Annotated in this window: 22 protein-coding genes; 15 read left to right on the top strand and 7 right to left on the bottom strand. The window is 62.5% G+C overall.

Going from position 1 to position 19,422, the window contains the following annotated elements; genetic code table 11:
* Positions 1-218: 218 nt before the first annotated feature.
* Complete coding sequence (locus tag CRP40_RS21380) at positions 219-917, top strand: pirin family protein (RefSeq protein WP_027915730.1); 699 nt, start codon at positions 219-221, stop codon at positions 915-917.
* Between the two features lie 28 nt (positions 918-945).
* Here CRP40_RS21380 and CRP40_RS21375 read toward each other — a convergent pair whose 3' ends face one another.
* Positions 946-1,437, bottom strand: coding sequence for a cysteine hydrolase family protein (locus CRP40_RS21375; RefSeq protein WP_027915729.1), 492 nt, complete (start codon positions 1,435-1,437; stop codon positions 946-948).
* Positions 1,438-1,716: 279 nt separating this feature from the next.
* On the opposite strand from CRP40_RS21375, the gene mrdA reads away from it, so the two are divergent.
* The gene (gene mrdA, locus CRP40_RS21370; RefSeq protein ID WP_027915728.1) at positions 1,717-3,612 is read left to right on the top strand and encodes a penicillin-binding protein 2; all 1,896 of its coding nucleotides are present in this window, start codon (positions 1,717-1,719) and stop codon (positions 3,610-3,612) included.
* 14 nt (positions 3,613-3,626) lie between these two features.
* Here mrdA and CRP40_RS21365 read toward each other — a convergent pair whose 3' ends face one another.
* The gene (locus tag CRP40_RS21365) at positions 3,627-4,253 is read right to left on the bottom strand and encodes a glutathione S-transferase (RefSeq protein ID WP_027915727.1); all 627 of its coding nucleotides are present in this window, start codon (positions 4,251-4,253) and stop codon (positions 3,627-3,629) included.
* Between the two features lie 227 nt (positions 4,254-4,480).
* On the opposite strand from CRP40_RS21365, the gene CRP40_RS21360 reads away from it, so the two are divergent.
* From CRP40_RS21360 to CRP40_RS21335, 6 genes are all read left to right on the top strand, one after another.
* The gene (locus CRP40_RS21360) at positions 4,481-4,801 is read left to right on the top strand and encodes a DUF2388 domain-containing protein (RefSeq protein ID WP_027915726.1); all 321 of its coding nucleotides are present in this window, start codon (positions 4,481-4,483) and stop codon (positions 4,799-4,801) included.
* A gap of 119 nt (positions 4,802-4,920) precedes the next feature.
* Positions 4,921-6,420 (top strand): glycolate oxidase subunit GlcD, encoded by a 1,500-nt coding sequence (glcD, locus tag CRP40_RS21355; protein ID WP_027915725.1) that lies wholly within the window; start codon positions 4,921-4,923, stop codon positions 6,418-6,420.
* Positions 6,420-7,475 carry a glycolate oxidase subunit GlcE gene (gene glcE, locus CRP40_RS21350; protein ID WP_027915724.1) on the top strand — a complete coding sequence of 352 codons (1,056 nt, stop codon included), beginning with the start codon at positions 6,420-6,422 and terminating at the stop codon, positions 7,473-7,475. The genes glcD and glcE overlap by 1 nt, the downstream gene beginning before the upstream one ends.
* Before the next feature lie 9 nt (positions 7,476-7,484).
* Positions 7,485-8,735, top strand: a complete 1,251-nt coding sequence (gene glcF, locus CRP40_RS21345) for a glycolate oxidase subunit GlcF (RefSeq protein WP_027915723.1) — start codon at positions 7,485-7,487, stop codon at positions 8,733-8,735.
* 161 nt (positions 8,736-8,896) lie between these two features.
* Positions 8,897-9,235: a hypothetical protein gene (locus CRP40_RS21340; RefSeq protein ID WP_033695131.1), complete on the top strand. Its 339-nt coding sequence runs from the start codon at positions 8,897-8,899 to the stop codon at positions 9,233-9,235.
* A gap of 81 nt (positions 9,236-9,316) precedes the next feature.
* A complete protein-coding gene (locus CRP40_RS21335) occupies positions 9,317-10,750 on the top strand; it encodes a PLP-dependent aminotransferase family protein (RefSeq protein ID WP_027915721.1) in 1,434 nt (477 codons plus the stop codon).
* Here CRP40_RS21335 and CRP40_RS21330 read toward each other — a convergent pair.
* Together CRP40_RS21330 and CRP40_RS21325 are read right to left on the bottom strand one after the other, a co-directional pair.
* The gene (locus tag CRP40_RS21330) at positions 10,743-11,939 is read right to left on the bottom strand and encodes a CynX/NimT family MFS transporter (protein WP_027915720.1); all 1,197 of its coding nucleotides are present in this window, start codon (positions 11,937-11,939) and stop codon (positions 10,743-10,745) included. The genes CRP40_RS21335 and CRP40_RS21330 overlap by 8 nt on opposite strands.
* On the bottom strand, positions 11,936-12,394 hold the full coding sequence (locus tag CRP40_RS21325; RefSeq protein ID WP_033695130.1) for a nucleoside deaminase: 459 nt from the start codon (positions 12,392-12,394) through the stop codon (positions 11,936-11,938). The genes CRP40_RS21330 and CRP40_RS21325 overlap by 4 nt, the downstream gene beginning before the upstream one ends.
* Before the next feature lie 193 nt (positions 12,395-12,587).
* On the opposite strand from CRP40_RS21325, the gene CRP40_RS21320 reads away from it, so the two are divergent.
* Positions 12,588-13,025 carry a carboxymuconolactone decarboxylase family protein gene (locus CRP40_RS21320; RefSeq protein WP_027915719.1) on the top strand — a complete coding sequence of 146 codons (438 nt, stop codon included), beginning with the start codon at positions 12,588-12,590 and terminating at the stop codon, positions 13,023-13,025.
* A gap of 377 nt (positions 13,026-13,402) precedes the next feature.
* Here CRP40_RS21320 and CRP40_RS21315 read toward each other — a convergent pair whose 3' ends face one another.
* Positions 13,403-13,864 carry a hypothetical protein gene (locus CRP40_RS21315; RefSeq protein WP_027915718.1) on the bottom strand — a complete coding sequence of 154 codons (462 nt, stop codon included), beginning with the start codon at positions 13,862-13,864 and terminating at the stop codon, positions 13,403-13,405.
* A gap of 131 nt (positions 13,865-13,995) precedes the next feature.
* On the opposite strand from CRP40_RS21315, the gene CRP40_RS21310 reads away from it, so the two are divergent.
* From CRP40_RS21310 to CRP40_RS21295, 4 genes are all read left to right on the top strand, one after another.
* A complete protein-coding gene (locus CRP40_RS21310; RefSeq protein ID WP_027915717.1) occupies positions 13,996-14,487 on the top strand; it encodes a DUF1543 domain-containing protein in 492 nt (163 codons plus the stop codon).
* Between the two features lie 35 nt (positions 14,488-14,522).
* Positions 14,523-15,491 (top strand): 5'-nucleotidase, encoded by a 969-nt coding sequence (locus CRP40_RS21305; protein WP_027915716.1) that lies wholly within the window; start codon positions 14,523-14,525, stop codon positions 15,489-15,491.
* A gap of 44 nt (positions 15,492-15,535) precedes the next feature.
* Positions 15,536-16,306 (top strand): SDR family NAD(P)-dependent oxidoreductase, encoded by a 771-nt coding sequence (locus CRP40_RS21300; protein WP_027915715.1) that lies wholly within the window; start codon positions 15,536-15,538, stop codon positions 16,304-16,306.
* Positions 16,307-16,378: 72 nt separating this feature from the next.
* Positions 16,379-17,143, top strand: coding sequence for a hypothetical protein (locus tag CRP40_RS21295; RefSeq protein WP_027915714.1), 765 nt, complete (start codon positions 16,379-16,381; stop codon positions 17,141-17,143).
* A 52-nt stretch (positions 17,144-17,195) separates the two neighbouring features.
* Here CRP40_RS21295 and CRP40_RS21290 read toward each other — a convergent pair whose 3' ends face one another.
* On the bottom strand, positions 17,196-17,513 hold the full coding sequence (locus CRP40_RS21290) for a hypothetical protein (RefSeq protein WP_027915713.1): 318 nt from the start codon (positions 17,511-17,513) through the stop codon (positions 17,196-17,198).
* A 109-nt stretch (positions 17,514-17,622) separates the two neighbouring features.
* Entirely contained in the window at positions 17,623-17,811 is a 189-nt protein-coding gene (locus CRP40_RS21855) for a hypothetical protein (RefSeq protein WP_033695128.1), read from the bottom strand.
* Between the two features lie 111 nt (positions 17,812-17,922).
* Here CRP40_RS21855 and CRP40_RS21285 point away from each other — a divergent pair, with 111 nt between their 5' ends.
* Both CRP40_RS21285 and CRP40_RS21280 read left to right on the top strand, forming a co-directional pair.
* Positions 17,923-18,381 carry a GNAT family N-acetyltransferase gene (locus CRP40_RS21285; protein WP_027915712.1) on the top strand — a complete coding sequence of 153 codons (459 nt, stop codon included), beginning with the start codon at positions 17,923-17,925 and terminating at the stop codon, positions 18,379-18,381.
* Between the two features lie 299 nt (positions 18,382-18,680).
* On the top strand, positions 18,681-19,422 hold a 742-nt coding region (locus CRP40_RS21280; RefSeq protein ID WP_027915448.1), incomplete at its 3' end, for an IS110 family transposase.

Genomic DNA, 19,422 nt, shown 5'->3' with positions numbered 1-19,422 from the left:
GGCAACGGCAACGGCAACGGCAACGGCAACGGCAACGGCAACGGCAACGGCAACGGCAACGGCAACGGCAACGGCAACGGCAACGGCAACGGCAATATAGGGGGTTACCTCAAAAAAGGTATCTATTTGTTCGATTAAAAAAAGCCGATATTTACGCTTATTTTAGATGTTTCATTAGCGCATGATGGTCCCATTCCACCCCTTGAAGGAGTCCGATCATGCTTCAACTACGACCATTCAACACCCTCGGCGCCGCCAACCACGGCTGGCTCGATGCGCACCACCACTTCTCATTCGCCGAGTACTACGACCCAGCACGCATGCATTGGGGCAACCTGCGCGTCTGGAACGACGACATCATCGCCGCTGGCAGCGGCTTCCCACCCCACCCTCACCGGGACATGGAAATCATCACCTACGTCCGCGAAGGAGCCATCACCCATGAAGACAACCTGGGCAACAAGGGCCGAACCGAGGCCGGCGACGTGCAGGTGATGAGCGCCGGCACGGGCATCGCGCACAGCGAGTACAACCAAGAGGACAGCGACGCGCGCATTTTCCAGATCTGGATCGTGCCCGAGCGCAGTGGTGAAGCACCGTCCTGGGGTACACGCCCGTTCCCCAAGGGTGAACGCGGCGAAGGCTTCGTGACCCTGGCCAGTGGCAGGGATGGCGATGAAGGCAGCCTGCCGATTCGTACCGATGCCCGCCTGGTCGCCGCAACGCTGCGCGCCGGAGAAACCGCCGAATACCGGTTCGACCCCAAGCGTCGCGGCTACCTGGTCCCGGCCAAGGGCCGCATCGAGGTCAATGGGCTGAAAGCCAATGCCCGAGACGGCGTGGCCATCGCCGAAGAAACGCTGCTGCAGGTCACAGCCCTGGAAGACAGCGAAATCGTGCTGGTTGACGTTGCCTGAGACAGTAGCACCCAGCCGGGCCAGTCCCTCAAGGATTGCCCGGCTGGGCCAACTCAGCCAACACCTCGGCGGACGTGGTGACCTGGCGGAAATGATGCGCCCACAAGGCGATGCCCATCTTCGCCGAGCGATCCAGCGAGGAGCCGACCGTCATGTCAGTCACCAGCGTCGGCATCAACCCGGCGTCGAACAGCGCGAAACCGGCTGCCAGCACACAGGTGTCGGTCTGCAAACCGCTCACCAGCACACGCTGCACCCCCAGACGGTGCAGGTACTCGATCATTTCGGTACCCGGCCCGTAACCATGCTTGATGAACACCTGATCGGCTTCGATCAGGCTTTCATCCTGGGCAGCCGGATGCCAGCCCAATTGCCGCTCGAACGGTGTCACCCGCTCATCGTGCAACTCGACCGAGGCGATGGTAGGTATATTGGCCGACAGCAGTCGCAGCCCGTCGATCAACCATTCCGGCGGGCTGAATGTGGACTGGACGTCCACGATGAGCAGGACCTGACGCATGAGCACCTTCTGTCATGAAAAAAGCCACGGAGTATACCCGCCTGGGCCTAAAGAGCGCGTTGAAGCCAAACCTGCTGGTGCGGGACAGTACTCGGCAAGGCTGATGAACAAATCTTCATGCAGGCCTGAGCCCCACAGGCTCGGGCGGCCTGGGCCTGGGTCTGCTCACCATGCGGCTACGCGCCTTGAGGCAGGCATGCAGCTTGCGTAGCATCACTGCCCCATCCGGTACCAGGCAGGACCCACGCCTGCGCGCCCAGCCTTCTACAGACAGAGCCCATGCCCCAACCGATCCCCCTCAAGGACCATGAAAAGGAAAAGCACCTGGTCAACCGCCGGCTACTGGCCTGCGCTGCGCTGGTCTTCAGCCTGGTCGCCATCCTGATTGGTCGGTTATATGTGCTGCAAGTCATCCAGCATGACCAGCAAAGCGCCGTCTCGGAGAACAATCGCGTCCATGTACTGCCGATCGCACCCGAACGAGGCTTGATCTACGACCGCAATGGCACCGTGCTGGCCGACAACAAGCCCAGCTTCGACCTGACCATGACCCGTGAACGGACCGGCGGAGACAGCGCCAAGGTGCTCGACACCCTGACCCAGGTCCTGGGACTGGATGAGGAGGACCGCAAGCAGTTCGACAAGGATCTGCGACGCGGGCGCAAACCCTTCGAACCGGTCACCTTGATGGTGGGCTTGAACGAAGAGCAGATTGCCTTGATTGCCGTCAACCAGTTCCGGTTGCCGGGCCTTGAAGTCGAGCCGCAATTCATCCGCGAATACCCGCTGGGCGAGCACTTTGCCCATTCGGTCGGATACGTAGGGCGCATCAACGAAAAAGAAGCCAAGACCCTGGACAGCACCGAGTACCGGGGTACTCAGTCGATCGGCAAGACGGGCATCGAACGCTTCTACGAAAGTCAGTTGCACGGCCACGTAGGCTATGAGGAAGTCGAGACCAATGCCCAGGGCCGGGTGATGCGCGTGCTCAATCACAAGGCCCCTACCCCAGGCCAGGATATCGTGCTGACCCTCGATGCCCACCTGCAATTGGCGGCGGAAAAGGCCCTGGGCGAGCGCCGTGGCTCGGTGGTGGTGCTGGACCCGGCCAACGGCGATGTGCTGGCGATGGTCAGTAACCCGGGCTTTGACCCCAACCTGTTCGTCAAGGGCATCAGTTTCAAGCAGTACGCCCAACTGCGCGACTCCATCGACCGCCCCCTGTTCAACCGCGTGCTGCGCGGGCTGTATGCCCCAGGTTCGACGGTCAAGCCCGAGGTGGCCATTGCCGGGCTGGACAGCGGCGTGATCACGCCGGGCAACCGGGTGTTCGACCCGGGTTACTACGAGCTGCCCAACTACGACCACAAGTACCGTAACTGGAACCGTAGCGGTGATGGCTGGGTGGACATGTACACGGCGATCATGCGCTCCAACGACACCTACTTCTACGACCTGGCGCACAAACTGGGTATCGAGCGCTTGCACGACTACATGGCTGAGTTCGGCCTCGGCCAGAAGGTGTCGCTGGACATGTTCGAAGAAGCAGCCGGGCTGATGCCTTCGGCCCAATGGAAGCGCGCGACACGCCGACAGCCTTGGTTCCCGGGTGAAACGTTGATCCTGGGCATTGGCCAGGGCTACATGCAGGTCACGCCGTTGCAGTTGGCCCAAGCCACCAGTCTGCTGGCCAGCAAGGGCGTATGGCACCGCCCGCACCTGGCGATGACCGTCGGTGGCGATGCGCCCGTCGACCCCAACCCCATGCCCGATATCGTCCTGCACGACAAACGCGCCTGGGACCAGGTCAGCCAAGGTATGCAAATGGTCATGCACGACCCGCGCGGCATCGCGCGTGCTGCCGCTGCCGGCGCGCAATACCGCATTGCCGGCAAGAGCGGCACGGCCCAGGTCGTGGCCATCAAGCAAGGGGAACGCTACAACCGCAACAAGACCCTGGAACGGCACCGTGACAACGCCTTGTTCGTCGGTTTCGCTCCGGCCGAGCACCCTAGCGTGGTCGTGGCGGTGATGATCGAAAACGGCGAAGCCGGTGGGCGGGTCGCAGGTCCGGTAGTCCGCGAGGTCATGGACGCTTACCTGCTGGACGATCAAGGTCATCTCAAGCCCGAGTACGCCGGCAGCTCGGCGGTCAAGCCACCTGCCCACGGCTGAAATCGGCCATCCGTTCAGGGCGCGACGCGGGGCATCAGATCGTAGGGGTGCTGCCAGCCTGGCAACGCCTGCAGGCGGGCTTTCCAGGCTTCGATGTGCGTGTACTGCTGCACGTCCATACCGGTGTCCTCGGGCATGAACACATAACCGGCCAGCGACAAGTCGGCGATGGTCGCCCGCGCGCCGACCATGAATGGCGTGCCGGCCAGGTGCCCATCGACGATGCGGTAGGCTGCGGCGGCGCGCTCGCGCAGAAACGTCGTCACCTCGGTTTCGCCCGTCTTCTTCAGGCACAACAGAAAGCGCAGCGCCGCGTAATAGCTGGTGAACTTGTGGTTGTCGAACAGCATCCAGCGCCAGATCTCACGCCGATCTTCTTCATGCTCCGGGCCGAACTGGCCTGTCTGTGCGCTCAAGTACTCGAGGATCAACGCCGACTGGGTCAAGCAGGTGCCCGCATGCATCAGCACCGGCACCTCACCCTGCTCGTTCACCTCATCACGCCACACCGGGTCGCGGGTCTGGCCGTTGAAGAAATCTACGAACACTGGCTGCCAGTCCTGGCCGGTCAGCTCGAGCATTAGCGCAGCCTTGTACGCATTCCCGGATTCGGCGAAGCAGTGCAACGTGTATTCAGACATGGTGCAGCCCTCGATGGCTGTCAGGGTGGGCCCCTGAGCAGAGCACGCGGGTGGCGGTGCGGTCAATCGGGCCTGGCGTCGATGGTTGCCAGGCCGGTTGACCAGCCCCATCCTGTCCCGTATGAGCAGACCATCGGCTAACGCTTCGGTGATGGAACTCCACCCACCTGCGTAGCCTCTCACCAATAGTGGTAATCCCCTGGGCTTCACCTATTGGAGAACACGACATGCGCCAACTTGCCCTCGTACCCGCACTGCTGCTTCTATTGCCTGCCGGCGCTGCCATGGCCCGCGTCGACGGCCGCGACATTGCCACCTCGGCCGGTGTCTCGGCTTCGCTGTACTCAACGTTCAAGGATGACAAGCGCATCATTCCTGCCCGTGACGAGCTGTCTGCATTCGTCGCCAGCGGTGGTGCCATTCGTGGTGCCTACGTGGAAGCTGCCTTGCAGCAAGCACGCAAGGACCACCCCGGCCTGCAAGTCAACGATGAAGAACTCGCTCGCGCCATTCTCTCCCAGGACGACCCTCTGGTCGCCCAACAATGACTGCCGCCGGCGTTGGCTTTCGTAGTGGCCAACGCCGGTCGTAGCCCGCCCTGCAAGCCCTGGGCCCGAACTGGGGCTACACTCGTCATGACCCCATAAAAACAAAGCATCCAAGTGAGATGGCGATGTTGTATGACGAACGCGTCGACGGAGCGCTGCCAACGGTTGACCGCGCGCTTTTGATCCAGTCCCTGCGCGATGCACTGCCCGATCTTCAATTGCTATGCCGCGATGAGGACCTCAAGCCGTATGAGTGCGACGGTCTGGCGGCGTACCGCACGGTCCCGTTGCTGGTGGTGTTACCCGAGCGCGTGGACCAGGTACAGGTTGTGCTGCAGATCTGCCACCGGCTCACCGTACCTGTCGTGGCTCGCGGCGCCGGAACCGGGCTGTCTGGCGGTGCCATGCCCTTGGCCAAAGGCGTGTTGCTGGTCATGGCGCGGCTCAATCGTATTCTTGAAGTCAGCCCCCAGGGCCGCTTCGCCCGCGTCCAGCCGGGCGTTCGCAACCTGTCCATTTCCCAGGCCGCCGCCCCTTACGGTCTGTACTACGCCCCCGATCCCTCATCGCAAATTGCCTGCACCATCGGCGGCAATGTGGCTGAAAACGCAGGCGGCGTGCATTGCCTGAAGTATGGTCTGACCGTTCACAACATCCTGAAACTGGAAGTGCTTACCGTGGCAGGTGAACGGTTGACCCTGGGTAGCGATGCGCTCGACAGCCCTGGGTTCGACCTGCTGGCACTGTTCACAGGCTCCGAAGGCATGCTGGGGATCGTCACCGAGGTGACCGTACGGCTGCTGCCCAAGCCACCCGTGGCACGGGTCCTGCTGGCCAGCTTTGACCGGGTCGAGGACGCCGCACGGTCCGTCGCCCACATCATTGCCGCCGGCATCATCCCCGGGGGCCTGGAAATGATGGATAACCTGGCGATTCGCGCTGCCGAGGACTTCATCCATGCCGGGTATCCAGTGGAGGCAGCCGCCATCCTCTTGTGTGAACTCGACGGCGTCGAGGCCGATGTGCAGGAAGACTGCGAACGGGTTGCCGCGCTGTTCACCCAGGCCGGCGCCTGCGAGGTGCGGCTGGCGTGTAACGAGGCACAGCGTGCACGGTTCTGGGCGGGACGCAAGAATGCCTTCCCTGCCGTAGGCCGCCTGTCCCCGGACTATTACTGTATGGACGGTACGATTCCGCGGCGTGAATTGCCTTACGTGCTGGTGCGGATCAGTGAAATGGCGCGCGAACATGGGCTGCGGGTGGCCAACGTGTTCCATGCGGGTGACGGTAATATGCACCCGCTGATCCTGTTCGACGCCAACCGGCCTGGCGAACTGGAGCGGGCCGAGTCCCTGGGTGGAAAAATCCTTGAACTGTGCGTGGCCGTGGGGGGAAGCATCACCGGTGAGCATGGGGTTGGCCGGGAGAAGATCAACCAGATGTGCGCCCAGTTCACTCATGACGAGCTGCGCGTGTTTCACGCGGTCAAGGCTGCATTCGACCCGCAGGGCTTGCTCAACCCTGGCAAGAACATTCCCACGCTGCACCGCTGCGCCGAATTCGGTGCGTTGCACGTGCACCATGGGCAGTTGCCCTTCCCTGCCCTGGAGCGGTTTTGATGGACGCGGACCAGGATGCAAGCCAGGCGCTGCTTGACCAGGTACGCCAAGCGCTGGATGCAGGTACGCCCTTGTGCATACAGGGCAGCGGCAGCAAGGCGGTGATCGGCCATGCCGTCCACGGGCAAGTACTTGATACACGCGGCCATCGCGGCATCGTCAGTTATGACCCCACGGAGCTGGTGCTGACGGCTCACGCCGGTACGCCTTTGCGCGACATAGAGGCCGCGCTGCAGGATAACGGACAAATGCTACCGTGCGAGCCACCGCACCTGGGCCCGGGTGCCACCTTGGGCGGCATGGTGGCGGCTGGCTTGTCCGGGCCCCGGCGGCCCTGGGCAGGATCAGTGCGCGACTTCGTGCTGGGCACACAAGTAATCACGGGCCAGGGCAGCTTGCTGCGCTTTGGCGGCCAGGTAATGAAAAACGTAGCCGGGTATGACCTTTCACGGTTGCTGGCAGGCAGTTTCGGCTGTCTGGGCGTGTTGACCGAGGTATCGCTCAAGGTCCTGCCCGTGCCGCGGCACTGCGTAAGCCTGCGCCTTGGAATGGACCGCAGCCAGGCCTTGGCCGAGCTCACGCGCTGGGGCGCGCAACCGCTGCCGCTGAGCGGCGCCTGCCACGATGGCCAAGCGCTGTTCGTGCGCCTGGAAGGTGGCGAGGGTTCGGTAGCGTCGGCCCGCCAGCGCCTTGGCGGCGAGTGCGTGGACGGCGAGTTCTGGACGCAACTTCGTGAGCAGCGCCTGGCATTCTTCACCCAGGGCAGCGAACCTTTTTGGCGTGTGTCGGTACCTCTCGCGACAGGAGAACTGGACCTGCCAGGGCGCCAATGGCTGGACTGGGCAGGCGCCCAGCGTTGGCTGCGCACGGATGCCCCAGCCCACGTCATTCACCGCATTGCCGAGCAGGCTCGCGGCCATGCGCTGTGCCTTACCCCAGGCCAGGCCCACTATCCGCCGTTGTCGGAGCCGCTGATGCGCTACCACCGTAGCCTCAAGGCCCAGCTGGACCCCAAGCGCATTTTCAACCCTGGCCGTCTGTACCCGGACCTTTGAGGGCAGCCTATGCAGACCAACTTGAGTGACAGCGCACGCACGCTCGAGCGCGCCGACGAGGCAGAACGTATCTTGCGCGCGTGCGTACACTGCGGCTTCTGCACAGCGACCTGCCCCACCTACCAACTGCTTGGCGATGAGCTCGATGGCCCGCGTGGACGTATCTACCTGATCAAGCAGGTGCTCGAAGGCCAGCCCGCCACTACCAGCACTCAGGCTCACCTGGACCGATGCCTGTCGTGCCGCAGTTGCGAAAGCACTTGCCCGTCGGGTGTGCGTTATCACGACCTGCTGGACATCGGCCGGGCCGTCGTGGAGCAGCAGGTGCCACGGCCAATGGGCCAGCGCCTGTTGCGTCACGGCCTGCGCTTTACGATGGTGCGCCCCGCTGTTTTCAGAGCCCTGCTCCGAGCTGGCCAAGCCCTGCGCCCGTGGCTACCGGCGCAGGCCCGGGAAAAGGTTCCGCTGCGCAAGGCAGCCGACCTGATGCGCCCTGCCGTACGCCACCGGCGACGCGTCCTGATGCTCGAGGGGTGCGTGCAACCGGCATTGTCACCGGCGACCAACGCCGCGGCGGCGCGCCTGCTCGACCGCGTCGGCATCAGCGTGACCCCTGCACCGGCCGGGGAGTGCTGTGGAGCCATCGATTTCCACCTCAATGCCCAGGAGCAAGGCTTGCAGCGCGCACGACGGCGCATCGATGCCTGGTGGCCGGCCGTCGAGGCCGGCGTCGAGGCGATCGTGATTCCAGCGAGCGGCTGCGCCGCGTTCGTGCGCGAGTATGCTCACCTATTGGCCGCTGACCCGGCCTACGCAGCCAAGGCGGCACGGGTCAGCAGCCTGTGCCGTGACCTGGTGGAAGTCCTGGGTGATGCGCCTATCGAGCAGTTGGCGGTACCCGCCGGGCGGCGCCTGGCGTTTCATTGCCCATGCACGCTGCAACATGCCCTGAAACTGGGTGGGGCTGTGGAAGCGCTACTGATCCGGATAGGGTTTACCTTGACGCCGGTTACCGATGCTCACCTGTGTTGTGGCTCGGCAGGCACCTACTCGCTGACCCAGCCAGGGATGTCCAGGCAGCTGCGCGATAACCGGCTGGAGGCCCTGGAACGCGGGCAACCGGACGAGATAGCCACCGCCAACATTGGCTGTCAAGTGCATTTGAATGGCGCAGGGCGCACTGCGGTTCGCCACTGGGTAGAGATCGTCGAAGAGGCAGTCAGGCACGCAGAGGACCACGCCGGGACGCACAAGGAGTAGGCGGCCCTGCTGCCGTGAGCATCTCGATCACTGCACGTTTGAGCGTTGCCCATTCATGTGATTGGGATTTTTCACCGGCCACCTTAGGAGCCGTCCTACTTGTCGCTTGGCATGGCAGAAAACATGATCGGCGCAGTCGCCCCTCACACAGGACGCTGCGCATGCTCGACACCCCGCACCTTCTTGCCGAACTGCGCAGCAACCTGCGCGAACTGCTTACCCATGATCTGACCAACCCGGACCAGGACCCTCATCTTTCTGGTGTCATGTTCTTCTGTGTCACCGATGAGCAATCCAGACAACTGATCGAGCGAATCGAACTGCTCGCCAGTGAAGCGTTCTTCGACGTCCGGGGCCGAGCCATCACCCATCACATGAAGGCCGTCGCACAGGAAGGCGTGCTCATCAAGCGCTGCCGCAGCGCCCCTGCGGACGAAACACGCATCCGCATCATCCTCTCGGGCAAAGGCTATATCACGGTGAGCATGGCCAGGTCGTAAGCGATCTTGCTACTGCAGGAGCAAGCGCCTTTGCCGTACGCAATCCGCTATCCTGAGCGCTCTCTTGCTCTGGAATGCTCCATGGAACTGCATATTCGCCTGGAGGGCCGCAAAGGCTTGGCTGCCCAGCTCTACGCGCAATTGCGCGCGGGGATCGAGCGCGGTCACCTGGCCGCTGGCAGCCAGTTGCCGCCCAGCCGCCTGTTGGCCGAGCAACTGGGCGTGTCGCGCAAGACCGTCGCGGACGCCTATGCACGCCTCACCCAGGACAACCTGCTGAGCGCGGTGGTCGGCCGGGGGACGTTCATCAATACGCTCGAACCCAAGCGCAGCGCGCCGCCACGCGCCTTGACCCTTGCCGGCGATGCGTCGCTCAGGCGCTGGCAATCCCGCGCCACCGTGCTAGGCCAACGCCAAGCGCTATCGACGGTGCGTTATGACTTCATCGGCGGCGTGGCGAGCAAGGCACTATTCCCGTTCGACCTGTGGCGCAGTTGCCTGAACTACGCCGGGCGGCGGAGCCAGCATCACCCCCAGCGGCACTTCCCAGCCCAGGGCCTTGCGGAGCTGCGCGAGGTCATCGCCCACCACATCGCCTATGCCCGGGGCGTGCACTGCACGGCTGACGATATCCTCGTCTGCAACGGCGCACAGCAGGCCCTGGACTTGATCGCCAGGGTGCTGGTGGAGCCTGGCTGCAAGGTCGCGATGGAAGACCCGGGGTACCCGCCGGCACGGCAGTTGTTCCTGGCCTTGGGCGCCCAGGTGCAGGGGGTGCCGGTGGATGACGAAGGGTTGTGCGTTGACCAGATAGCCGAGGGCACGCAGCTGATCTATGTCACCCCTTCGCACCAGTTCCCACTGGGTATGCCGATGGGCGAAAAACGCCGGCGAGCGCTTCTGGCCCGGGCAGCCGCATTGGGCGCACTGATCATCGAGGACGACTACGACTGTGAATTCCGCTATCAAGGGCCCAAGGCCGACGCGCTGCAGCGTCTTGACTCCCATGGCCTTGTGGCTTACGTCGGCACGTTTTCCAAGACCTTGCTTGCGGAGCTGCGCCTGGGTTATGCCGTTTTGCCAGAGGCCGTGCTCAAGGCCAGTTGCGTGGCCAAGCAACTGAGCGACTGGCACAGCCCGACCCTGCTGCAGTGGGCCCTGGCCCGTTTCGTGGAACAGGGGCATCTGAACCGGCACATCCGCCGTTGCCATGAAGTGTACAGCGCACGCCGCGATCGCTTGTTGCAGCGGCTGGACGACGACCTTTCCCCTTGGCTCAGGGTCATTCCCGCCGAGGCCGGTTTTCATCTAAGCGCCTTGGCGCAACCAGGGGTCGATGTGGAGGACCTGGTAGAACAAGCCCGCAAGGTCGACCTGGGCATTTACTCACTTGCCCCGTTTTTCAATGAAACGCCAGTGCGCCCAGGGCTGTTGATGGGCTTTGGTGCCATTGAAATGCTCGACATCGACCCGGCACTCGACCGGCTGCGCGATACCCTGCGGCGAATCAGCTGAGGACAGCGACGCTATCGACCGCGGCGGGTCGAGCCAAGGCCTTCGCGTAGCTTTGCGGGCTGAAGGCCAACGTCACCAGCAGCATCGTCACCACGCTGGCGATGAGCACAATCCAAGCGCTTTGAAAATCACCGTCGAGCGCACGCAGCCACCCGACAATGTATGGCACACAGCCGGTGATGATGAAGCCGATACCCTGGACGAAACCCGCCAGGCCGCCGGCTTCGGCTGGCGTAGGAAGATGTTCGAGGGTCAGGGTCAGGCTTTGGCTGAAACAGGCGCCCAGCCCGAACCCGATCAACGCTACCCAAAGCCCGGGTGCTGCGGTGGGCGCCATCAGCAACCCCATGAACCCCACCAGTTGGATCGACAGCGCCAGCGCAAGGCCTGGACGCCGATCTACCCAGCGCCTGAGCAGCAGCGGCAGGCCCAATGCGCCCAGTACTTGGAACAGGGTCATCAGCCCCACCAGGTCGGCGCCGCCCTGTGCGCTGCCACCCTGCTCCAGGTAAAACGCTGGAAACCAAGCGACCATGCTGGTGTAGCCTCCGTTGATGAGGCCGAAATACACCGCCAGTAACCAGGCCCGTCGGTGGCCAAACCAGTGTCCGCTGACTGTTTTGAAGACAGGGGCTTGTGCGTTGCGTGGCCGCAAGATGAGCCATGCCAGCATGGCAACCAGCGCCGGCGCGGCCCAGACCCCCAGTCCCACCTGCCATTGCCCGGCATACTCGGCCAGGTGCGGGCCCAGCACAGCAGCCAGCCCGCCGCCGCTCATCAAAGCAGCCGAGTACAGGCCCATTGCGCCAGCAAGCCGCCCTGGAAACCAGCGATTGACCAGGCCCGGCATCATGCCCTGCACCACCGCCACGCCCAGGCCGGCGAGCACTGCGCTGGCAAGCAGTGCCCAGGCACTTTCGAGTTGCAACCGCCAGAGACACGCCAGCGCGATGGCCGCCAGACCACCGAGCATGCCGGCCTGTTCGCTCAACCATCGGCGTGACCAAGGGTGCAATAATGGCACCGCTCCCATGCACAACACCGGCAGCGCCGTCAGCAATGCCGCTTGCTGATAACCCAGGCCGGTACTGATGCGCATTGGATCGAGCAAGGGGCCGATGCTGGTCAGAATCGGTCGCAGATTCAACGCCAGCAGCACGACCAGCATCGCTCTCCAGACTGCTGTCATTGGGCATTGGCCTGTTGCCACTGAGCGTACAGCCCATTTTCGCCGTCGGGCTTGAGGGCGCGTAGCGGCAATGACTGCTGCTGAGGCGCACGGGTCATCTGCGCGTACACGTCAGCGGTGGACAGCCCGTAAGGCTGGCCTTCCTCGTTGTCATACGCGAACCAGGCCTGGCTGATACCGCACAGGTGCATGGCCGCCAGGCACATGGGGCATGGGTGGCCGCTGGCATACACCTCTGCGCCATCCAGGCGAGCGCGCCCCAGCGCCTGGCTGGCCTGGCGGATGACTTGCATCTCGGCATGGGTAGTCGGGTCTTGTGAGCGGTGGATTTCATTGACACCGCGCGCAACGACTTGGCCCTCATACACCAGCACGGCACCGAACGGCCGTCCTCCGGCTGCGATGTTGGCGCGTGCCAGTTCGAGGGCTTCGCGCATGAAACGGACGTCGGGCATGGCTCAATCTCCTTGGATGGGACGGGTCATTATCCTGAGTCGGCGGCAGTGACAGAAATGAAGAGATTGGATGCCTGTCAGTGGGGATGCGAATGGCGGGATTGGCCTCCCCGAAGATGAGCGGATTGGCTATCGGACGTATCGGCGGCCGAGGGTATTGTGGCGCCACCCTAATGCGTTTCTGGAGAGCGCCATGCAACACCGCATCGACTGGTCGAAACAAGCCCCTGACGCCTACAAGGCCATGGCAGCCCTGGAGCAGGCGTTGACCCGCACAGGCCTTGAGCATGATCTGCTTGAACTGGTGCGCTTGCGCGCATCGCAGATCAATGGCTGCGCGTACTGCGTCAACCTGCACGCCAACGACGCGCGCAAAGCCGGGGAGCGCGAGGCCCGCCTGCAGACGTTGTGTGTGTGGCGAGAGACGGCTTACTTCACGGAGCGTGAGCGAGCGGCGTTGGCGTGGGTCGAAAGCCTGACACGGCTGGCCGATTGTGGTGCCCCACAGGGGGAATATGAGGCGCTGCTGGAACACTTCGAGCCAGCGGAGGTGGTGAATCTGACACTGGCTATCGCGACGATCAATGCGTGGAACCGGTTCGGCGTGGGGTTTGCCATGGTGGCGGGTTGAGGACGTCTGGTGTTTGCTTCAGTCTTCTCTGATTGGAAGCAGCAGTAGCAACATCCAGCTATGCCGCATGTTGAATCGTTGCACATCCCTCGAAGGCCACTCAGTTCCAGTGTGGAAGCGGACTTGCCGGGGCGCCGGGCCGGCCGCGATGGGCCGCATGGCGGCCCCAGGATTTCAGTTTCGCAGCTCACATCGCCAAAGCCGCAAAGCGGCCACACACCTTCAAGTTGCGAAGCCTGGCTCCTGGGTTGCTCGGCCCGTCGCATCCACCGCTGATGGCTGAGCGTGATGCGGTGGTGTCCTGGTGCGGCAAGAAGCGTGTCCTTGCTCCAAACCCAGGCGCTTGCGCGTTGCGCTTCAACGGTCACGCCACTGCATCAACCCCCTGCAACCCGCCCAGCCATCTTAACCAGTGCCTGCCTCAAACTGGGTAAATCACTGTACCGCTGCTCTGTCACCACTTTGCCGTCCTGAACCTCCAGCCATTGCACCGATTCGCGGTCCCCGCCATAGCCCTTGGCCACCTCGCCGTCCCGATCCAGCAAAATCCGGTAATTGGCCGACCGCATGGCAGGCACCATCACCGCTGCCACCATGCTGGGCATCTTCTCGATGTCCGCGACGAACACCACGCCCCGCGCTTCAAGATAGCCCTCTGGCGTATGCTCGACCGCATTGTTGACCAACCGTGCAGTGGCCATGCTGCGCGCAACCATGACCACGCGGGTCTTGTCGTCCAACGTGAACGCCTGGTCGAACTGGTCATTCAACGTCCAGTGCTCGGCGGCTTGCACCAGGGGTGCACAGAGCATCGCCAGGAACAGAAAAGGAGTGCGCATCTTGCTATCTCGCAGTCAAAGGTTCGACCACACTAGCCTTCTTGTGCCCAGGCGCCAAGCACTGCGCTTGAAGCGGCGTGCGGATGCTGCAAAATGACGCCATGCGATGATCGATTCAACAAGGAAACCTCATGCTTTATATCGTCATGCTGGGGGGACGCCATGCAGGGGCCAAGATCGAGGTCCACGACATGGTGTTCGCCCAGGCACCCAGCCTGCAACAGGCCTATGCGCAACTGCGCGACGCATGGTTCGGCAGCCAGCAGGGGCTGCACATCGATGCCTGGCTGGAAGTGGACGGCGTGGATGGCATGCGAGTGGAGTTGCACCCCTACCCTGCAAAACGCGGTGCGCTGCGCCTGTACTTCATCAACCTGGGCGGCTACGAACGCGGTGTGTTCGGCGAAGCGCACCGCTATGTGCTGGTCAGCGCCCGCAACAAGGCCGATGCCAAGGCATTGGGCAAGCAACACATGCAGGCCGGCTGGCTCAAGCCGCACACCGATGCGGTGCTGAGCGTGGACGACTGTCTGGCCATCGACTGCGTGGACGGGCTGTACGTGCACCTGGTCGAAGGGCCGCACAAACCGGTCGTTTCGCGTAACGACTACATCCCCCTCTGACTTTGCGCCTCTGCCGGGGCCGTAGGGAGTTTCCCATGCCTTACCCCATCGAACAGAAACTGGTGATTGGCGTTGCCTCCAGTGCGCTGTTCGACCTTACCGTTTCGGACGACATCTACACCCAGGAGGGTGTCGAAGCGTACCGATGGCATCAGGAACAGAACCTGGATGAGCCCTTCCCCAAAGGCGTGGCGTTTCCGTTTATCCGTCGTTTTCTGCGTATCAACCAGGCGTTCCCCGAGCAGTTGCCCGTCGAGGTGGTGTTGCTATCGCGCAATTCGCCGGAAACGGGCCTGCGGGTATTTCGCTCGATCAACCACTACGGCCTGGACATCACCCGCGCCGCGTTCATGTCGGGCCGTTCACCGTATGAGTACATACCAGCGTTCAACGCATCGCTGTTTCTGAGCGCCAACGAAGAGGACGTACAGAAAGCCATCGACGCCAATTACCCCGCAGGTCGTGTTCTGCCGACCCGTATCTACGATGACGAAATCGATACCGAGCTGCGCGTGGCGTTCGACTTCGATGGCGTGATCGCCGACGACGAAGCCGAAAGCGTCTACAAGCGTGGCAACAGCCTGGATGAATTCCAGGCCCACGAGCAGGCCCATCAGCGCGTGCCCCATACGCCTGGGCCCTTGGCCGACCTGTATCGCAAACTGTCGCTGATTCGCACGCTCGAAGACCGCAAGCTCGAAGATGACCCGCACTACAAGCGCATCCTGCGCATCGCCATTGTCACGGCACGCAATGCACCTTCCCATGAGCGGGTGGTGACGACCCTCAAAGATTGGGGCGTATCGCCCGACGAGTGTTTCTTCCTGGGCGGCATGGAGAAACCCCGCGTCTTGTCGATTCTCAAGCCCCATGTCTTCTTCGATGACCAGCGCAGCCACCTGCACTCGCCTGCGGGCGATTTGCCGATGGTGCATGTGCCCTTTGGGGTGGCGAACCGGATACCGACGACTGAACCTCATGTCGATGGAAATCCGGATGACTGAGGCGGTCTACCCTTGACCGAAACGATGGCCAGAGAGTGCCTGTCATGAGTCTCATACCAGGGTTGGACGAGAACGCCTGCGTGCTGGTCTGCGGGGCCAGCCGTGGAATCGGGCTCGCGCTGTGCAACGCGCTGGCGACCCGCGAAGACGTCGATCAGCTGATAGCGGTGTCGCGCCGCGCCACGCAGAACCAGGCATTGAGGGCGCTGGCCGACGCTCACCCCAATCGTGTACTACTGGTGGACTGCGACGCGCGCGAGGAGGCCAGCCTGGGCGCCATGGCCGCGCAAGCAGGCGAGCGATGTGTGCACTTGCACCTTGTCATCAGTACCTTGGGGATCCTGCATCAGGAAAACGCCAAGGCCGAAAAGTCACTGGCGCAATTGGACCTTGCCAGCCTGCACGCAAGCTTCACCACCAATGCCTTCGCCCCGGTTTTGTTGCTGAAACACCTGCTGCCTTTGCTGCGCAAGCAACCTGCAACCTTCGCTGCACTGTCCGCCCGCGTGGGCTCGATCAGCGATAACCGTCTGGGGGGTTGGTACAGCTACCGGGCCAGCAAGGCGGCGCTGAATCAGTTGCTACACACAGCCAGTATCGAACTCAAGCGCCTGAACCCTAACGCGACCGTTCTGGCCTTGCACCCGGGTACAACGGACACGGAACTGTCAAGGCCGTTCCAAGGCAACGTGCCTGAGGGCAAACTGTTCGAGACGACGTTTGCCGCGCAGTGCATCGTGGAGCTGATCGGGCGTCTCGGACCGAACGTGACGGGCAGCTTCTGGGGCTGGGACGGTCGCAACATCCCCTGGTAGGCATCAGTGGCGGGCATCCGGGCATTCAACAGGGTAAAGTCGGCACTGTCTTGAGAGCCGGAACGCGCCGCGATGACCTTGTTCTACCTGAAACTTGCCATTACCCCTTTGCTGATGTGGGCCATCTCTCTCGCTTCCAGGCGCTGGGGTGGGTTGCTAGGGGGGTTACTGGCGGGCATGCCCATCACGTCGGGGCTGGTGATGACCTTCCTGAGCCTGGAGCAAGGGACAGACTTTGCCCTGAACGCCGTGCCCGGAGCACTGGGCGGCCTGGCAGCCGTGCTCGCTACCTACGCCTTCTACCTGTATGCAACACGCAGGCTTGCCATCGGGGCTGCTGCGGGCTTGGCGATCGTCTTCTACGGCTTGGTCGCCTATGTGCTTACGCACTGGGGCCATTTGTATGTGTCGATAGGCGTAGCGCTGGCGCTGATCGTACTTCTGATCGTCGCCAGCGGGCATGAACCCAAGCCTGAGACGCTGGCACGTGTACGGCATCGTTACTGGGAAATCCCCTTGCGCATGGTCTCGGCAACGGCGTTGCTGATGATCACCACGCACCTGGCAGCCTGGCTTGGACCCCAGACCAGCGGCATGCTCGCGCCAATCCCGGTCATCGCTTGGCCATTGATGGTATTTGCTCACGTGCAGAACGGGCGCGCGGGGATGGCGGCCATGGTGCGCGGCAACGCCATAGGCGCAGTGGGTGTGCTGGCGTTCTACCTGATGTTGTCGGGTCTGATGAGGGCTTTGGGGGTCATGCCGACCATTGTGCTGGCAATGGCCACGGCGGTTGCGTTGACGGTAGCGCTGGCAGGCCTGCTGCGCCGCCGCTAGCGCTGTCCAAAGGCGCTGTGGTCAGCCCCAGCGCCTCGGATTTAACCCTGTATCACGGGTGTTCTTGCGAAACCGAGTTGTTCGCTTCCACGTCCTTCATGTCTTCCTCGAGCGCTGCATCCCCTGCGCCAGGGTCTTCATGGGTGCGTGCGGTACCATTATCACGTGGCACCTGGCTGTCCTGGTCAGAGCCTGGATTACCTGGGGGTGGATTCCAGTCCTCGGGGCGCTCGCCGCCAGCGTGGCCGGCACCTTGCTTGGGTTCCGAAGGGGTCTGCTCAAGGCCTGAACCGTGCCCCTCGCCTGTGTCCGGGCTGTTCTGCGCCGGGCCTGGGTAGGGTGCTGCAGGACCATTATTGTCGATCGGCATATGCATTCTCCTGATTGAGGCGCTCAAATAGCGTGAGTCTGGTCAAAGCGGTTGCCGCTGGCATCCGTGCCAAATCGGCGAGGCGTGGCTGGACACTGAACGACGCCCGTTATTCTCTGGGCGTATTCACATCCATGGGCGGCTGCTCGGAATCCTCCATGTCTCCACCCTCCTCTTCGTTCATGAGCGGATCATCGTCCGGATCAGGTATGGTCGGGTTGTCAGGGTTCACCGACGGGTCCGGTGAAACGGGCATGTCATCGTCAGCGCCGTCCTGTGCCATGGGATCTCTGTTCATTGCCGCGTACCTCGAAAGAATGGATGAGGCCTACAGTTATTCGAGAACAGCGCGGGCGCAGGCGTTCGATCGGGTTGAAGCCCGTCCGTCGCAATCGAGGGGGAAGAGGTGATGGCAAGGGTGATCAGAGCGGCGAGCGTCCTGGACGCTGAAGGCATCAGCCGGGTTATCCTGGCTGCACTGCGCCACAGCAACGCAGCAGACTATGACGCCGCCACATTGGCGCGCGTGGCGCGCGCTTTCACGCCCCAAGCCGTGGTCCAATTGCTGGACAGACGGGTTGTATGGGTGGCCTTGGAGAGCGACGTGGTCGTCGCAACGGCAAGTCTTGAGAAGAACGTAGTGAGAAGTGTATTCGTTGACCCGAGCTACCAGCGCCAGGGTCTTGGCGAACAACTGATGGGCTACATCGAGCAAGAAGCGCGGGACACTGGGGTCCGGCAGTTGCAGGTGCCTTCTTCACTCACTGCTCAAGGTTTCTATGCCAGGCTAGGTTATACGGCCGTTCGTGAAGTGCGCTATGGAGACGAGCGAACGGTGGTCATGGCGAAGGTGATGACTGCGAGCTGACTTAGGGTGCTGAGTACCTTGCGCGCTCTTTCAAGCCCTGCACATCTCGTGTAGGAGCCGTCTTGCCGGGGCGCCGGACCGGCCGCTTGTGTCTTGATTAGAGATTAGAATCTGGAGTGAGAGCGGTGAATGGCAAGCTGAAGGCCGCAGGTGCCTTGAGCACGAGTGGGAGCACAAGCTGCCATTCACCGTTCCACTTTGGCGAGAGCCCGAACAGTTGGACGCGGCTCTGATCTCGAATCACAAGCGTGGGCCAAGCCAAAGTCCTCTCACAGTGTTGAGTTTAGGAGATTTAGGCGATGGTTTCCTACCTGGGTATCGATGTTTCTAGTCTTTCGCTTGATGCTGCGGTACGGCCTCAGGGCACCAGACTTCATGTAAGCAATGATCCGGCGGGATTCGAAGCGTTGCTCGATGGCCTTTGCGGTCTCAGCATAAAGCGTGTTCTGCTGGAGGCCACAGGTGGCTATGAGCGTAATATCCTGAGGTTCTTGCAGGACGCGGGCTACAAGGTCATACGCGTCAATCCCAGGCGAGCCCGAGCGTTCGCAGAATCCATCGGAGTCAAAGCCAAGACCGACGCCATCGATGCCGAAGTACTGGCCCACTACGCTGAGGTCATTCCAGACCAGCCCACCCTGCGGATCAGCCCGGAGCGTGCGCTGTTGCGAGAATTGCTGCAGCAACGTGATCGGCTGGTTCAGCAGCGTGATGACGACCGCAGGCGCCTGAAACAGGCGCAGTTCAGCGCGGTGTCCGACTTTCTGAAAGCCAACCTTCAGCACTTCAAGTCGCAGATCAAGCTGATTGAGCAAGCGATCAGCCAGCAAACGGAAGCCCTGAAAGATGAACGGGTTACTCAGCTGGTCCAGGTCAAAGGCATTGGGCTGGTAACGGCGGGCAAGCTGATAACACTTCTGCCAGAACTGGGGCGTGTCGAGTCCAAAGAAATAGCCTCGTTGGTCGGGGTGGCGCCTTTTAACCACGACAGCGGAAAATCCGTGGGCAAACGCTCTATCTCGGGCGGGCGGTTTGAGGCCA

The sequence above is a fragment of the Pseudomonas sp. URMO17WK12:I9 genome (genome assembly GCF_900230165.1).
In the GTDB taxonomy this organism is placed as follows: Bacteria; Pseudomonadota; Gammaproteobacteria; order Pseudomonadales; family Pseudomonadaceae; genus Aquipseudomonas; species Aquipseudomonas fulva.
This window is presented reverse-complemented; position numbering and strand designations above follow the sequence as displayed.

What these genes read in the sequence shown, in the direction of transcription:
- CRP40_RS21375 (WP_027915729.1), bottom strand. Translation starts at nt 1,437, where the DNA reads ATGCGTCAGGTCCTGCTCATCGTGGACGTCCAGTCCACATTCAGCCCG.
- mrdA (WP_027915728.1), top strand. Translation starts at nt 1,717, where the DNA reads ATGCCCCAACCGATCCCCCTCAAGGACCATGAAAAGGAAAAGCACCTG.
- CRP40_RS21290 (WP_027915713.1), bottom strand. Translation starts at nt 17,513, where the DNA reads ATGCCGATCGACAATAATGGTCCTGCAGCACCCTACCCAGGCCCGGCG.
- glcD (WP_027915725.1), top strand. Translation starts at nt 4,921, where the DNA reads ATGGCGATGTTGTATGACGAACGCGTCGACGGAGCGCTGCCAACGGTT.
- CRP40_RS21295 (WP_027915714.1), top strand. Translation starts at nt 16,379, where the DNA reads ATGACCTTGTTCTACCTGAAACTTGCCATTACCCCTTTGCTGATGTGG.
- CRP40_RS21380 (WP_027915730.1), top strand. Translation starts at nt 219, where the DNA reads ATGCTTCAACTACGACCATTCAACACCCTCGGCGCCGCCAACCACGGC.
- CRP40_RS21340 (WP_033695131.1), top strand. Translation starts at nt 8,897, where the DNA reads ATGCTCGACACCCCGCACCTTCTTGCCGAACTGCGCAGCAACCTGCGC.
- CRP40_RS21320 (WP_027915719.1), top strand. Translation starts at nt 12,588, where the DNA reads ATGCAACACCGCATCGACTGGTCGAAACAAGCCCCTGACGCCTACAAG.
- CRP40_RS21300 (WP_027915715.1), top strand. Translation starts at nt 15,536, where the DNA reads ATGAGTCTCATACCAGGGTTGGACGAGAACGCCTGCGTGCTGGTCTGC.
- CRP40_RS21360 (WP_027915726.1), top strand. Translation starts at nt 4,481, where the DNA reads ATGCGCCAACTTGCCCTCGTACCCGCACTGCTGCTTCTATTGCCTGCC.
- glcE (WP_027915724.1), top strand. Translation starts at nt 6,420, where the DNA reads ATGGACGCGGACCAGGATGCAAGCCAGGCGCTGCTTGACCAGGTACGC.
- glcF (WP_027915723.1), top strand. Translation starts at nt 7,485, where the DNA reads ATGCAGACCAACTTGAGTGACAGCGCACGCACGCTCGAGCGCGCCGAC.
- CRP40_RS21310 (WP_027915717.1), top strand. Translation starts at nt 13,996, where the DNA reads ATGCTTTATATCGTCATGCTGGGGGGACGCCATGCAGGGGCCAAGATC.
- CRP40_RS21305 (WP_027915716.1), top strand. Translation starts at nt 14,523, where the DNA reads ATGCCTTACCCCATCGAACAGAAACTGGTGATTGGCGTTGCCTCCAGT.
- CRP40_RS21330 (WP_027915720.1), bottom strand. Translation starts at nt 11,939, where the DNA reads ATGACAGCAGTCTGGAGAGCGATGCTGGTCGTGCTGCTGGCGTTGAAT.
- CRP40_RS21855 (WP_033695128.1), bottom strand. Translation starts at nt 17,811, where the DNA reads ATGAACAGAGATCCCATGGCACAGGACGGCGCTGACGATGACATGCCC.
- CRP40_RS21325 (WP_033695130.1), bottom strand. Translation starts at nt 12,394, where the DNA reads ATGCCCGACGTCCGTTTCATGCGCGAAGCCCTCGAACTGGCACGCGCC.
- CRP40_RS21315 (WP_027915718.1), bottom strand. Translation starts at nt 13,864, where the DNA reads ATGCGCACTCCTTTTCTGTTCCTGGCGATGCTCTGTGCACCCCTGGTG.
- CRP40_RS21285 (WP_027915712.1), top strand. Translation starts at nt 17,923, where the DNA reads ATGGCAAGGGTGATCAGAGCGGCGAGCGTCCTGGACGCTGAAGGCATC.
- CRP40_RS21365 (WP_027915727.1), bottom strand. Translation starts at nt 4,253, where the DNA reads ATGTCTGAATACACGTTGCACTGCTTCGCCGAATCCGGGAATGCGTAC.
- CRP40_RS21335 (WP_027915721.1), top strand. Translation starts at nt 9,317, where the DNA reads ATGGAACTGCATATTCGCCTGGAGGGCCGCAAAGGCTTGGCTGCCCAG.